This is a genomic window from Paenirhodobacter sp. (assembly GCF_041916475.1).
In the GTDB taxonomy this organism is placed as follows: Bacteria; Pseudomonadota; Alphaproteobacteria; order Rhodobacterales; family Rhodobacteraceae; genus Rhodobacter.
The window spans coordinates 1-14962 of record NZ_JAYRZN010000056.1; the positions used below are offsets into that span (position 1 = coordinate 1).

Here is a 14962-nt window from a genome sequence, read left to right on the forward strand (position 1 = left end):
ATATTCGTCGGGCTGCCCCCGATGTACTTCTCGAAGGACCCCATCTCCTCAAGAAGACCGCCAACCTGAGACCCGTAAAGATCAACCCCCGCACGCCCAATCGTAACTACGTCAAGATGCTTCATCGACGCCTCCTCCCAAAGACGGCCGAAGGCGGGGGCGCTGCCCCCGCCTCCCGGTCTCAGACGGCCACCGGCGTGATCCAGGGCTGGTCCGCGGCTTCGTGGCTGTCGACCACCGCCTCGACGAAGGCAACACCCTTCAGCCCGTCATAGGCGAGCGGCAGGTTCTGCCCGAGTGCCCCCGGCGCGCGGCCTTCCCTGCGCGCCCGGATCGCCTCCGCAAACCCGGCGTAAAGGTTCGCGAAGGCCACCAGATAGCCCTCGGGATGGCCGGGCGGGGTCCGGGTCCGGACCCTGGCATCCTCGGACAGGCCCTCCGCGCCGCGCTTGATGGTCTGCACACGGCCGTCGAGCGGGGTGAAGATCAGCTCGTTCGGCTGCTCTTGGAACCACTGGAACGAGCCCTTCTCGCCGAAGACCCGCAGCCGCACCCCGTTCGAATTGCCGATCGCCACCTGCGAGGACCACAGAAGCCCGCGCGCCCCCCCCTGATAGCGCAAGAGCACATGGGCATTGTCATCGAGCGAACGCCCGGCCACGAAGGTCGCGAGATCCGCGGTGAGGCTCTCGAGCTTCAGCCCGGTGACGAAGCCCGCCAGATGATAGGCATGGGTGCCGATATCGCCGATGGAGCCGCCGCGGCCGTTTTTCGTCGGGTCGGTGCGCCAGGCGGCCTGGGCATTGCCCTGCTGCTCGATCGCGGTCGCCATCCATTCCAGCGGATATTCCACCTGCACGGTGCGCACCGCGCCGATCTCGCCCGCGGCCACCCGCACCCGCGCCTCATGCACCATCGGATAGCCCGAATAGGTATAGGTCACGCCCACGAAGCGGCCGCTTTCACGCGCCAGCGCCTCCAGCGCCACGGCGTCAGCGAGCGTGGCCGTGAGTGGCTTCTCGCAGATCACGTCGAACCCGGCCTCGATCAGCGCTTTCGCGATCGGGTAATGGGTGAAGTTCGGCGTGCAGATGGCCACGGCATCGACCCGGTCCGCGCGCCCGGCCTCGCCCGCGATCAGCTCCTGATAGCTGCCGTAGCTGCGCGCCGGATCGAGCCCCTGCCCGATCGCGAACTCCCGCCCGCGGGCCGGGTCCACGTCGAAGGCCCCCGCCACCAGCTGCCACTGCCCGTCCAGCCGCGCGGCCAGCCGGTGGATATTGCCGATATAGGCACCCTGCCCGCCGCCGACCATTCCCAGACGCAACACGCTCATGCTCCCTCCAGCCCGAGCATCGCCCGGTTCGCGGCGCGATCGGCGCCGGATTTCACAAAATCATCGAATGCACGGTCCGACACCCGGATGATGTGGTCCGCGATGAACTGCGCGCCTTCGCGGGCGCCGTCCTCCGGGTTCTTGATGAAGCATTCCCACTCCAGCACCGCCCAGCCATCGAAGCCATAGGTGGACAGTTTGGTGAAGATCGCGCCGAAATCGACCTGGCCGTCGCCGGGGCTGCGGAAGCGGCCGGCTCGCTTCGCCCAGGGCTGATAGCCGCCATAGGCGCCCGATTTGCCATCGGGGCGGAACTCCGCGTCCTTCACATGGAAGGTGCGGATCCGGTCGTGGTAATGGTCGATGAAGGCCAGGTAATCCAGCGCCTGCAATACGAAATGCGACGGGTCGTACATCAGGTTCGCGCGCGGATGGCCCTTCACCTTCTCCAGGAAATATTCCCAGGAATGGCCGTCGTGCAGGTCTTCGCAGGGGTGGATCTCGTAGCAGACATCAACGCCATGGGCATCGAAATCATCGAGGATCGGCGTCCAGCGCTTCGCCAGCTCGTCGAAGCCCTCCTCGACCAGCCCTTCCGGCCATTGCGGATAGGGATAGAGATAGGGCCACAGCAGCGCGCCGGAGAAGGTCACATGCCGGTCGATCCCGAGCCGCTTCGACGCGCGCGCGGCAAAGCGCAGCTGCTCCTCGGCCCAGGCCCGGCGCGCGGCCGGATTGCCGCGCACGGGCGCGGGCGCGAAACTGTCCATGATCTGGTCGTGGGCCGGATGCACCGCCACCAGCTGCCCGGTGATATGGGAGGCGAATTCGGTGATCTGCAGCCCGTGATCGGCCAGAAGCCCGCGGATCTCGTCGCAATAGGTCTCGCTTTCGGCGGCCTGCTTCATGTCGATCAGGCGGGTATCCCAGGTCGGGATCTGCACGCCCTTGAAGCCCTTCTGCGCCGCCCATCCGGCCAGGCCCGCGAGCGAGTCATAGGGCGCCTCATCGGCTGCGAACTGGGCCAGGAATACCCCCGGCCCCTTGATCGTGCGCATCTCAGGCCTCCAGCTTCGCCGCCGGCACCGGCGCATCGTCATAGCCGCCATAGACGGACTGGTCGAACGGGATCACCGCGCCGGTCATCATGCCGCCATCCGCGGAGGCCATCCACAGCACCGCCTTCGCGACCTCCTTCGGATCGAGGATCCGGCCGAAGGGCTTCGCGGCCGCCATCCGGTCGATGAAGGTCGGATCTCCGGTTTCGGAGAGCACGAGCTTGCGTTCGTGGTCGGAGTTCATCCAGCCGATATCGAGCTGGTTCACATGGATCCGGTGCCGCATCAGCGCAAAGCCCGCATGGCGCGTCACCGTGGCCAGCGCACCCTTGGAGGCCGAATAGGGCGCGAGGAACGGCTGCCCGGTCAGGCCCGACATAGAGCCGATATTGACGATCCGGCCCTCGATCCCCTCGCGGATCATCACCTTCGCCGCATCCTGGATCAGAAAGAACGGCGCGCGGGTATTCACCGCGAACATCCGGTCAAACAGCTCGGGCGTGGTATTGAGCATGTTGCCCCGGTCGGTCAGGCCGGCGGCGTTGACCACGATATCCACCCGGCCAAAGCGCTTGTCGGCGGCCGGGATGATCGCGCGCACCTCGTCGATATCGCCGAGGTCGGCTGCGACCATCTCCACCGGAACCCCGGTCCTCGCGGTGATCTCGGCCGCGACCGCCTTGCCCTTCTCGAGGCCGCGCCCGACGATCACCAGGCCCGCCGCCCCCGCCTCCGCGAACAGCCGCGCGATCGCCGCGCCCAGGCCCTGCGTACCGCCGGTGATGACGGCCACTTTTCCATCAATGCGATTCATTGCGACACCTTCGCGCCAATCACTTCATAGCCCGCCGCGGCCATGACCCGCAGCAGCTCCCTGTGCCCTTTCTGCGCCATCTCCAGCGGCGGATTGGCCACCGGGTCCTGCTCCGCCTCGACGACGAACCATCCCTCATAGCCCTTCGCCGCCAGCGCCTTCACGATCGCCTCGAAATCGAGCGAGCCATCGCCCGGGACGGTGAAGGCGCCCTTGATCACCGCATCGAGGAAGCTCTCCCGCCCGCGGTCCAGTGCATCGACCACCGCGCGGCGGATGTCCTTGGTATGGACATGGGTGATCCGCGCGTGATGGGTCTCGATCACCCGCGTCACGTCGCCGCCCGCGAAGGCCATGTGGCCCGCGTCGAACAGCAGCGGCACCGAGGAATGCTTCATGAAGAGGTCGAGCTCGGCCTCCGTTTCCACCGCCGCCGCCATGTGGTGGTGGTAGGAAATCGGCATCCCCTGGCCTGCGCACCAATCGGCGAAATCGCTCATCTTGCGGCCATAGGTGGCCATCTCGGCCTCGGTCAGCTTCGGCTTCGTGGCCAGCGGCGCCGCACGCAAGCCCTGGATCGAGCGCGCAGTCTCGCCATAGACGATGCAGGGCGCACCGGCGGCGATGAAGAATTCCATCTGCTGCGCGATGCGCTCCTTCTCCACCTCGATGTCGCCATCAAGCAGCAGGCCCGAGAACCAGCCGCCGCAGACCGAAATTCCGAACCGCTCCAGCACCGGGCCGAGCTCGGCCATGTCCATCGGGAAGCGGCGGCCGGTCTCCATGCCGGTGAAGCCCGCGACCGAGGCCTGCCGGAGGCATTCCTCTAGGCTGACATCATCCGAAAGTTCCGCGAGGTCGTCGTTCCACCACGCGATCGGGGCAATACCCAGTTTGGCTTTCATTTATACACCCAGTCGCTGTGCTTCGCGGATCTTTTCCTGCGCCTTGCGCGCGGCCCGCACGGTTTCGAATTGCGATACTTCCGGCACGCCCACGTCCCAGTCCGCATCGCCCGGCACCCATTTCCATGCATCCGACACGATGTTGACCACCGTGATCCCGTCATGGGCGAGCGCCTCCTTCATCGCGGCCTCCAGATCGGCCAGCCCCTCGGCCCGGATCGCCTTCGCGCCCATCGCCTCGGCATGTTTGACGAAATCCACATGCAGCGGGTTGTCCCGGTTCCGGATCCGGCAATCGGCCAGCAGGTTGTTGAAGCCCGGGACGCCCTTGGCCTGCTGCAGCCGGTTGATGACCGCGTAGCCGCCATTGTCGCAGACCACGACCACCATCTTGTGCCCGGTCAGCGCCGCCGAATAGACATCGGAATTGGCCATCATGTAGGTGCCGTCGCCCAGCATCACGATCGGCGTGCCGCCGGTCCCGCCCGGGCCCTCCTGCGCCATCGCGCAGCCCCAGCCCGCGGGGATCTCGTAGCCCATGCAGGAGAAGCCGAATTCGCAATCGAAGGTGTCGGGGTTCTTCACCTTCCAGCCCTTCACCACCTCGCCGGGCGTACCGCCCGCGGCCGAAATCAGCGTGTCATTGGGCCCGGCGACCTTGTTCAGCACCGCGACCACCTGCGCATAGGAGGGTACCGGATCGTTGGTCGGCGCCTGAACGTCGTCGAGGAGCTTGTTCCATTCGGCAAAGAGCGTTTTCGCGCGCTTCATCAGCCCGGCATCGGCCGCCCAGCCCCCGAGCGCCGCATCGAGCTCCGCCACCGTCTCGCGCGCATCGCCCACTACCGAAAGCGCGCGGTGCTTCACCGCATCGAATCGCGCCGCATTGACGGAGATGAACTGCGCATCCTGCGCGAAGGCCGTCCAGGAGCCGGTGGTGAAATCCTGCAGCCGGGTGCCGATCGCGAGGATCACATCGGCCTCCTTCGCCAGCGCATTGGCCGAGGTCGAGCCCACGATCCCGATCGGGCCGGCATGCACCGGATGATCATGCGAAACCGTGCCCTTGCCGGCGATGGTCTCCACCACCGGGATGCCGCGCCTGGCCGCGAAATCGGCCACAACGCCATTTGCATCGGAATAGCGCACGCCACCGCCTGAAATGATCAGCGGCCGCTTCGCCCCCTTCAGCAGCTCCGCCGCCGCCGCAATCGCATCGCGGTCCGCGCGCGGGCGCGGGATCTTCCAGAGCTTCGGCGCGAAGAACACTTCCGGATAGTCATAGGCCAGTTCCTGCGTGTCCTGCGCGAGGCCGATGAAGGCCGGGCCGCAATCGGCCGGGTCCAGCATCGTCGCCACGGCCTGCGGTAGCGATTGCAGGATCTGCTCGGGCAGAACGATCCGGTCCCAGTAGCGCACCACGGATTTGAACGCATCGTTCGCGGTGATCGTCGGGTCGCCGAAATGCTCGACTTGCTGCAGCACCGGGTCCGGCAGGCGGTTCGCGAACGTATCCCCCGCGATCAGCAGCACCGGCAGCCGGTTCGCCATCGCCACGCCCGCGGCCGTGACCATATTGAGCGCGCCCGGGCCGATGGAGGTCGCCGCCACCATGATCTGGCGGCGCTTCTTCGCCTTCGCGAAGCCGATCGCGGCCAGCGCCATCGTCTGCTCGTTCTGGCCGCGCCAGGTCGGCAGCTGGTCCTGCACCTGCTCGAGCGCCTCGGACAGGCAGGTGACATTTCCATGGCCGAAGATGCCGAACACGCCGGCGAACAGCGGCACGCGCGTGCCGTCGATCTCTGTGAACTGGTTGCAAAGGTAACGCACCAGGGCCTGTGCCATGGTCAGGCGCACGGTCTTGCGGGTCATCTCGCCTCCTCCTGCGGATGTCTGTGTCTGGATATTACGGAATGCATATTGACATTGAAACGGCATTGCAATGATTATTGCCAAAGATCTCGGGAGGAGCCTCGATGCTACGAATTGCAGTGCTTGGCGTGGGCCGCATCGGCCGCATGCATGCGGAAAACATTGCCGCACATCCGCGTGCGGCGCTGGCGGGCGTGTTCGACGTATATGCCCCTGCCGCGGAGGAAGTCTCTGAAAAACTTGGGGTTACCCGGTTCGAATCGGCCGAGGCCGTGTTTGCTTCGGCAGAGGTGGACGCGGTCCTGATCGCGACCTCGACGGCCACCCATGCCGATCTGCTGGAGCAGGCCGTCGCCGCCGGCAAGCCCGCGCTCTGCGAAAAGCCGATCGACCTGTCGCTCTCCCGCGTGAATGCCTGCGCAACAAAAATTGCAGGATCGCCCATCCCGATCATGCTCGGCTTCGTGCGCCGCTTCGACAGCGGCCATGCCGCCGTGCGCCGGGCCATCGCCGATGGCCGGATCGGCGATCTGCATCAGGTGGTGATCACCTCGCGCGATCCGGGCATGGCGCCCGCGGCCTATATCGAGGCTTCGGGCGGGATCTTCCGCGACATGACGATCCACGATTTCGACATGGCCCGCTTCATCCTCGGCGAGGATGTGACCGAGGTCTGCGCCACCGGATCGCGGCTGGTGGACCCGGAGCTGATGGCGCGCTGCAACGACTACGACACCATCACCGCGGTCCTCACCACTGCCTCGGGCAAGCAGGCGATCATCAGCAATTCGCGCCGTGCCGTCTATGGCTACGACCAGCGCGTGGAGGCCTTCGGCTCCGCCGGGATGGCGATTTCGGAGAACCGGACCCTGGACCAGATGCGGCTCTATGGCGCCGAATTCACCCACCGCGCCGCGCCGCTGAAGAACTTCTTCATCGACCGCTACCACGACGCCTTCGCCGCCGAGATCGGCGCCTTCGTCGATGCGGTGGAACAGGGACACCAGCCGCCGGTGGGCTTCGAGGACGGACGCCAGGCGCTGATCCTGGCGGAAGCCGCGATCCGCTCCGCCGCGGAAGGCCGCAGCATCAAAACCAGCGATATCGGGTAAGACATGTATTCCAAATTCGGATTGTTCATCGACGGTAGCTGGACCCCCGGCACCGTAACGGGAGAGGTCATTTCTCCGGTCACCGAAAAGCCGCTCGGGGCCGTCCCGATGGCGACGGCAGAAGAGACGCGCGCCGCGATCGAGGCCGCGGCCCGCGCGCTGCCGCAGCTTCGCGCCATGGGCGGCTTTGCCCGCGCCGAGGCGCTGCACCGGGCCGCGGACGAGATGATCCGCCGCACCGATGAGGCCGCGCGCATGATCGCCTCCGAGACCGGCAAGCCGATCGTGCAGGCGGGGCGCGAATGGGGGCTGGCCTGCGACCAGTTCCGCTGGTTCGCAGAGGAGGCCCGGCGCATCTATGGGCGCGTGATCGAGAGCCGCGTGCCCGGCGGGCGCTTCGAGGTGAGCCGCGAGCCGGTGGGCATCGTCGGGGCCTTCACCGCCTGGAACTTCCCCGCCGCCCTGCCCGCGCGCAAGCTCGCGCCCGCTCTGGCGGCCGGCTGCTCCGTGGTGCTGCGGCCCTCCTCGCAGACGCCCGGCGTGGCGATGGTGATGGTGGATTGCCTGCGCGCGGCCGGCCTGCCCGATGGCGCCGTGAACCTCGTCGTCGGCGCCACCGCCGACACCTATGGCCCGATCATGGCCGATACCCGTGTGCGCAAGGTGTCGCTCACCGGCTCGACCCGCGTCGGCCAGCAGATGATCCGCGACGCGGCCGCAACGGTAAAGAGGGTGTCGATGGAGCTCGGGGGCAATGCGCCGCTGATCATCTATGACGACGCCGACCTGGAAACCGCGCTTGATCTGACCGTGGCCACGAAATTCGCCAATTGCGGGCAGGTCTGCGTCACGCCGGACCGGATCTTCGTGCATGACAGCCTGCATGACGCCTTCGTTGCGGGATTCGTGGCACGCACCGCCAAGATCCGCCTCGGCGACGGGCTCGATCCGGACACCGGCATGGGGCCGCTGATCAACGGCGGGCGGCTCGGGGAAATCGAGGCGATCGTGCAGGACGCCCTGCGCGCCGGGGCGACGCTCGCCCATGGCGGCAAACGCCCGGCGCATCTGAACGGCGGCTATTTCTTCGAGCCCACCGTGCTCTCCGATATCACCGACGGGATGAAGGTCTTCGCCGAAGAGAATTTCGGGCCCATCGCCGCCATCACCCGGTTCAGTACCGAAGAGGAGGTGCTGCGCCGCGCGAACGCCTCCGACATGGGGCTCTCGGCCTATGCCTTCACCCGCTCGCCCGACCGCGCCCGGCGCACGGTGGCGGCGCTGAAGGCGGGGATGGTCGGGATCAACAGCTTCGCGCTTGCGGCCTCGGAGGCGCCCTTCGGCGGCACCAATCATTCCGGCATGGGCCGCGAAGGCGGCACCGAGGGGATCGAGGATTACCTCGACACCAAGCTCGCGCAGATCGTGTTCTGAGGGAGGGGACGATGTTCAGAAACAGGCTGAAGGCCCAATGGGCCGAGGGGCGCCCGGCCATCAACGGCTGGCTCTCGATCGGCAATCCCTTCACCGCCGAGATCATGGCGGCGCAGGGCTACGACAGCGTCACCATCGACGCCCAGCACGGCGCACTGGATTATGCGTCGGTGCTGCCGATGCTGCAGGCGATGCGCGCTTCGGGCGTCACGCCGATGGTGCGGGTGCCCTGGCGCGAGCCCGGCGCAATCATGAAGGCGCTGGATGCGGGCGCGCAGGGGATCATCTGCCCGATGGTGAATTCCGCCGCGGAGGCCGCCGAATTCGTGAGCTACCTGCGCTATCCGCCGGATGGCCAGCGCAGCTTCGGCCCCACCCGCGCGGCCTTCGCCTATGGCAGCTACGGCACCGCGGCAAATGACGAGGTGCTGGCGCTCGCCATGATCGAGACGCAGCAGGGCGTGGACAATCTGGAGGCCATCGCCGCCACCCCGGGCATCGACGGCATCTATATCGGCCCGGCGGACCTCACGCTCGGCACGCAGATGGGCGCCCTCCCCCCCGGCTTCGACCGTGAGGAGGACGTGATGGTCACGCTGATCCGACGCATCCTCGCCGCCTGCAAGGCCAATGGCATCCGCGCCTGCATCCATTGCGGCACGCCGGATTATGCCGCGAAAGCGATCGGCTGGGGGTTCGACCTGACCACCGTCGGCGGCGATTCCCGCTTCCTCGCCGCGGCCGCGGGCGCCTCGGTCGCGCGCTGGCGCGAGCTGACAGGCGCCGCGCCCGCCGCCGCCACGAAAGGAGCCTACTGATGCATCTTCTGGTTGCCGGAAAGCTCCATCCTTCGGGCGAGGCGCTGCTGCGCGAGCTGCCCGCGCGCGGGGTGAGCGTCGATTACGTCGAGGAGGTCTCGGAGCCCTCCTACGCGCCGCTGATTGCGCGCGCCGATGCGCTGGTGATCCGCACGCAGCCGCTCTCGGCTGCAACAATCGCGCAGGCCGCCCGGCTGAAGGTCGTCTCGCGCCATGGCGTCGGCTACGATTCCGTAGACCTGCAGGCGCTGAATGCGCGGGGCATCGCGCTGACCATCGTCGGCGATGTCAATTCCGTCTCCGTGGCCGAACATGCGATGATGCAGCTGCTGGCCTGCGCCAAGCGGGTGCTGGCGGCCGACCATTCCGTGCGCGGGCACGACTGGGGCTGGCGCAACCGGCTGGAGCAGCAGGAGATCTCGGGCAAGAACCTCCTCATCCTCGGCTATGGCCGGATCGGGCGGCATCTGGCGCGGATGGCGCAGGGCTTTGGCATGAGCGTGAAGGCGCACGACCCCTTCCTTGAGCGCGCGGGCTGGCCCGAAGGGCCGGTGGCGCCGGTCTCGCTCGAAGAGGGCCTCGCCTGGGCCGATTGCATTTCCGTCCATATCCCGAAGGGCGCACGGCCCGCGATCGGGGCCGCGGAAATCGCGCGGATGAAGCCGGGGGTGATCCTCGCCAATACCGCACGCGGCGGGGTTGTCTGCGAACAGGCGCTCGCTGATGCGCTCGCCACGGGCCAGGTCGGTGCGGCGGGGGTCGATGTGTTCGATACCGAGCCCCCCGAAAGCTCGCCGCTCTTTGCGCAGCGCAACGCGCTCCTCTCGCCCCATATCGCAGGCCTCACCGCCGAATGCGGCGAACGCATGGCCATCGCTTCCATCCACAACGCGCTCGATTACCTCACCGGCAGCATCGACCGGCACCTGATCGTCAACCCGGATTTCGCACATGTCTGAAAAACCCGTCCTCCGCATCGGCCTGATCGGCACCGGCTTCATGGGCAAGGCCCATGTCTTCGGCTTCGCCTCCGCGCAGAAGGTCTTCGACCTGCCCTACCGGCTGGAGCTCCATACCGTCGCCGATATCACCGAAGAAGCCGCCGCCCGCGCCGCGCGTGAATTCGGTTTCGCCCACCACACGACGGACTGGCGCACCCTGATCGCCAATCCCGAGATCGACATGATCGACATCACCGCGCCCAATGCGCTGCACAAGGACATGGCGCTCGCGGCCATTGCCGCGGGCAAGCATGTCTATTGCGAAAAGCCGCTCGCGCCCCTGGCTGCCGATGCGCGAGAAATGGCGGATGCCGCCGCGGCAAAAGGGGTGAAGACGCAGGTCGGGTTCAACTACCTGTGCAACCCGATGCTGCGCCTCGCGCGCGAGATGATCGCCGCGGGCGAGCTGGGCGAGATCCGCGGCTACCGCGGCCTGCATGCCGAGGATTACATGGCCGATGCCGCGGGCGCCTACAGCTTCCGCCACGATCCCGCGGGTGGCGGCGCGCTGGCCGATATCGGCAGCCATGCGCTCGCCACGGCGGAATTCCTGCTCGGCCCGATCACCGATGTGATGGGCGATTGCATCACCCAGATCGGCGAGCGCCCCGATGGCAAGGGCGGCACCCGCAAGGTCACAGTAGACGATGTCGGCCGCGCCTTCCTGCGCTTCGGCAATGGCGCGCAGGGCTCGATCGAGGGCAACTGGATCGCCACCGGCCGCAAGATGCAGCATGACTTCGAGGTCTATGGCACCAGGGGCGCGCTGGCCTTCACCCAGGAGCGCTTCAACGAGCTGCATTTCTATTCCACCGCGGATGCGCCCGGCCGCCGCGGCTTCCGCCGCATCGAGGCCGCGCCCGATCACCCGCCCTATGGCCGCTTCTGCGTCGCCCCGGGCCACCAGCTCGGCTTCAACGACCTGAAGGCGATCGAGGTCGAGGGCTATATCCGCGCCATCGCAGGCGAGACCCCGGAGCCCTTCGGCTTCGCCGCGGGCCTCAGGATCCAGCGCTTGGTGGAAACCATCCAGAAGTCCTCCGCCGCGCGGCAATGGCTGCGTGTGCCGGCCTGATGTCATCGCCGCCGGGTCTCCTCCCGCCGGCGGTCAGCCGGGGCGCTCCCCGCCCCTCGGGTGCCCGGTATCCCTGCCGGGCACCCGCCCCACCTGAAGGAGTGGCGATGTTCCGCAAGATATTGGTAGCGAACCGTGGCGAGATAGCGATCCGTGTGATGCGTGCTGCGAATGAGCTGGGGAAGCGCACGGTTGCGGTTTATGCGGAAGAGGACAAGCTGAGCCTGCACCGGTTCAAGGCAGACGAGGCCTATCGGATCGGGGCGGGGTTGAGCCCGGTCGGGGCCTATCTGAGCATCCCCGAGATCATCCGGGTGGCGCAGGAATGCGGCGCGGATGCGATCCATCCGGGCTATGGGCTTTTGTCGGAGAACCCCGATTTCGTGGAGGCCTGCGATGCGGCGGGCATTGCCTTCATCGGGCCGAAGGCGGCCACGATGCGGGCCCTGGGAGACAAGGCCTCGGCGCGTCGGGTGGCGATTCAGGCCGGCGTGCCGGTCATTCCGGCAACCGAGGTTCTGGGCGATGATTTCGAGGCGATCCGCGCGGAAGCGGGCGCGATCGGCTATCCGCTGATGCTGAAGGCCAGCTGGGGCGGCGGCGGGCGCGGCATGCGCCCGATCCTCGGGCCCGAGGAGCTGGAGGGCAAGGTGCGCGAGGGCCGGCGCGAGGCCGAGGCCGCCTTCGGCAATGGCGAGGGCTATCTGGAGAAGATGATCCAGCGCGCGCGCCACGTCGAGGTGCAGATCCTCGGCGACAAGCATGGCCAGATCTATCACCTCTACGAGCGCGACTGCACCGTGCAGCGGCGCAACCAGAAGGTGGTGGAGCGCGCGCCCGCGCCCTATCTGTCGGAGGCGCAGCGCGCCGAGGTCTGCGAAATGGGCCGCCGGATCTGCGCCCATGTGAACTATGAATGCGCCGGCACCGTCGAATTTCTGATGGATATGGACGAGGGCAAGTTCTACTTCATCGAGGTGAACCCCCGCGTGCAGGTGGAGCATACGGTCACCGAAGAGGTCACCGGGATCGACATCGTGCAGGCGCAGATCCGCATCGCCGAAGGCGCGAGCCTGGCCGAGGCCACGGGCGTCGCCTCGCAGGCGGAGGTGAAGCTATCGGGCCATGCGCTGCAATGCCGGGTGACGACCGAGGACCCGCAGAACAACTTCATCCCCGATTACGGCCGCATCACCGCCTACCGCACCGCGACCGGCATGGGGATCCGGCTCGATGGCGGCACCGCCTATGCCGGCGGCGTCGTCACCCGCTATTATGACAGCCTGCTGGTGAAGGTCACCGCCTGGGCGCAGACGCCCGATCAGGCGATCCACCGCATGGACCGGGCGCTGCGCGAATTCCGGATCCGCGGGGTCAGCACCAATATCGACTTCGTGGTGAACCTGCTCAAGCACCCGACCTTCCTCGACATGAGCTACACGACGAAGTTCATCGACACCACGCCCGAGCTCTTCGAGTTCAAGAAGCGCGAGGACCGGGCGACCAAGATCCTGACCTATATCGCCGATATCAGCGTGAACGGGCACCCCGAGACCACCGGCCGGCCGAAGCCCGCCGCCGAGGCGAAGCCGCCGCGGCTGCCGCCGGTGAAGGGCCCGGTGGCGCCCGGCACCCGCGACCTGCTGGAGGCGCAGGGCCCGAAGGCGGTGGCGGACTGGATGCTGGCGCAAAAGCGGCTGCTGATCACCGACACGACGATGCGCGACGGCCACCAGAGCCTTCTGGCCACGCGGATGCGCTCGATCGACATGGTCACGGCCGCGCCCGTCTATGCGGCCAATCTGGGCGGGCTGTTCTCGGTCGAATGCTGGGGCGGCGCCACCTTCGACGTGGCCTACCGCTTCTTGCAGGAATGCCCCTGGCAGCGCCTGCGCGACATCCGCGCGCGCATGCCCAACATCCTGACGCAGATGCTGCTGCGCGCCTCCAACGGCGTGGGCTATACCAACTACCCCGACAATGTCGTGGCCTTCTTCGTGCAGCAGGCGGCGCGCGAGGGGGTCGATGTGTTCCGCGTGTTCGACAGCCTGAACTGGGTCGAGAACATGCGCGTCGCGATGGATGCGGTGGTGGAGGCCGGCAAGATCTGCGAGGGCACGATCTGCTATACCGGCGATATCCTGAACCCCGAGCGCGCCAAATACGACCTGAAATACTACGTCGGCATGGCGAAGGAGCTGGAGGCGGCGGGCGCGCATGTGCTCGGGCTGAAGGACATGGCGGGGCTTTTGAAGCCCGCTGCCGCCCGGGTGCTGGTGAAGGCGCTGAAGGAGGAGGTGGGCATCCCCGTCCACTTCCACACCCATGATACCTCGGGCATCTCCGGCGCCTCGGTGCTGGCGGCGGCGGAGGCCGGAGTGGATGCGGTCGATGCGGCGATGGACGCCTTCTCGGGCGGCACCTCGCAGCCCTGCCTCGGCTCCATCGTCGAGGCGCTGGCCCATACCGAGCGCGACACCGGGCTCGATATCGGCACGATCCGGCGGATGTCGAACTACTGGGAGGCGGTGCGCCACCAGTATGCCGCCTTCGAGAGCGGCCTCGAGGCGCCGGCCTCCGAAGTCTATCTGCACGAAATGCCGGGCGGCCAGTTCACCAACCTGAAGGCGCAGGCGCGCTCGCTGGGCCTCGAGGAGCGCTGGCACGAGGTCGCCCAGGCCTATGCCGATGCGAACCAGATCTTCGGCGATATCGTCAAGGTCACGCCCTCCTCGAAGGTGGTGGGCGACATGGCGCTGATGATGGTGGCGCAGGGGCTCACCCGCGCCGATGTGCTGAACCCCGCCAAGGACATGGCCTTCCCGGATTCGGTCGTCGACATGCTGAAGGGCAACCTCGGCCAGCCCCCGGGCGGCTGGCCCGCCGATATCGCGGCCCGCGTGCTGAAGGGCGAGCCCCCCGCCACCGACCGCCCCGGCAAGCACCTGCCCGCCGTCGATCTGGAGGCCACCCGCGCGAAGCTGGAGGCCGAGCTCTCGGGCTACGAGATCGCCGATCATGAGCTCGCCGCCTATCTGATGTATCCCAAGGTCTATGTGGATTACATGGTCCGCCACCGCCAGTACGGCCCGGTGCGCACCCTGCCCACGCCGGTGTTCTTCTACGGCATGCGCCAGGGCGACGAGATCTCGGTCGAGATCGACCCGGGCAAGACCCTGGAGATCCGCTACCAGACCGCGTCCGAGACCGACGAGGCCGGCGAGGTGAAGGTGTTCTTCGAGCTCAACGGCCAGCCGCGCTCGGCCCGGGTGCCGAACCGCTCCGCCCGCGCCGCAGTCAAGGCTCGGCCCAAGGCAGACCCGGCAAACCCCGGCCAGATCGGCGCCCCCATGCCCGGCGCCATCGCCTCCGTCGCCGTCACCCCGGGACAGGCCGTCAAGGCCGGAGACCTCCTCCTCACCATCGAGGCCATGAAAATGGAAACCGGCATCCATGCCGACAAGGACGGTACCGTAAAGGCAATCCACGTCTCACAGGGAACACAGATCGACGCAAAAGACCTCATCATCGAAATCG

Annotated in this window: 11 protein-coding genes; 6 read left to right on the forward strand and 5 right to left on the reverse strand. The window is 67.2% G+C overall.

Features of this window, described 5'->3' with window-relative positions:
• Nucleotides 1–181: 181 nt before the first annotated feature.
• The 5 genes from ACOMG5_RS16375 to iolD are packed head-to-tail and all read right to left on the reverse strand — an operon-like array spanning nt 182 to nt 5985.
• The gene (locus tag ACOMG5_RS16375) at nt 182–1315 is read right to left on the reverse strand and encodes a Gfo/Idh/MocA family protein (RefSeq protein WP_420344872.1); all 1134 of its coding nucleotides are present in this window, start codon (nt 1313–1315) and stop codon (nt 182–184) included.
• 17 nt (nt 1316–1332) lie between these two features.
• Nucleotides 1333–2394: a sugar phosphate isomerase/epimerase family protein gene (locus tag ACOMG5_RS16380; protein ID WP_420344862.1), complete on the reverse strand. Its 1062-nt coding sequence runs from the start codon at nt 2392–2394 to the stop codon at nt 1333–1335.
• Between the two features lies 1 nt (nt 2395).
• Complete coding sequence (locus tag ACOMG5_RS16385; protein ID WP_420344863.1) at nt 2396–3187, reverse strand: SDR family oxidoreductase; 792 nt, start codon at nt 3185–3187, stop codon at nt 2396–2398.
• A gap of 17 nt (nt 3188–3204) precedes the next feature.
• Entirely contained in the window at nt 3205–4113 is a 909-nt protein-coding gene (iolE, locus tag ACOMG5_RS16390; protein WP_420344864.1) for a myo-inosose-2 dehydratase, read from the reverse strand.
• Nucleotides 4114–5985 carry a 3D-(3,5/4)-trihydroxycyclohexane-1,2-dione acylhydrolase (decyclizing) gene (iolD, locus tag ACOMG5_RS16395; RefSeq protein WP_420344865.1) on the reverse strand — a complete coding sequence of 624 codons (1872 nt, stop codon included), beginning with the start codon at nt 5983–5985 and terminating at the stop codon, nt 4114–4116.
• Between the two features lie 104 nt (nt 5986–6089).
• Here iolD and iolG point away from each other — a divergent pair, with 104 nt between their 5' ends.
• The 6 genes from iolG to ACOMG5_RS16425 all read left to right on the forward strand — a co-directional run.
• A complete protein-coding gene (gene iolG / locus ACOMG5_RS16400) occupies nt 6090–7097 on the forward strand; it encodes an inositol 2-dehydrogenase (protein WP_420344866.1) in 1008 nt (335 codons plus the stop codon).
• A 3-nt stretch (nt 7098–7100) separates the two neighbouring features.
• Entirely contained in the window at nt 7101–8531 is a 1431-nt protein-coding gene (locus ACOMG5_RS16405) for an NAD-dependent succinate-semialdehyde dehydrogenase (RefSeq protein WP_420344867.1), read from the forward strand.
• 11 nt (nt 8532–8542) lie between these two features.
• Complete coding sequence (locus ACOMG5_RS16410) at nt 8543–9349, forward strand: HpcH/HpaI aldolase family protein (protein ID WP_420344868.1); 807 nt, start codon at nt 8543–8545, stop codon at nt 9347–9349.
• Nucleotides 9349–10308 carry a hydroxyacid dehydrogenase gene (locus ACOMG5_RS16415; RefSeq protein WP_420344869.1) on the forward strand — a complete coding sequence of 320 codons (960 nt, stop codon included), beginning with the start codon at nt 9349–9351 and terminating at the stop codon, nt 10306–10308. The genes ACOMG5_RS16410 and ACOMG5_RS16415 overlap by 1 nt, the downstream gene beginning before the upstream one ends.
• Nucleotides 10301–11425, forward strand: a complete 1125-nt coding sequence (locus ACOMG5_RS16420; protein WP_420344870.1) for a Gfo/Idh/MocA family protein — start codon at nt 10301–10303, stop codon at nt 11423–11425. Before ACOMG5_RS16415 ends, ACOMG5_RS16420 begins: the two co-directional genes overlap by 8 nt.
• Nucleotides 11426–11526: 101 nt before the next feature.
• On the forward strand, nt 11527–14962 hold a 3436-nt coding region (locus ACOMG5_RS16425), incomplete at its 3' end, for a pyruvate carboxylase (protein WP_420344871.1).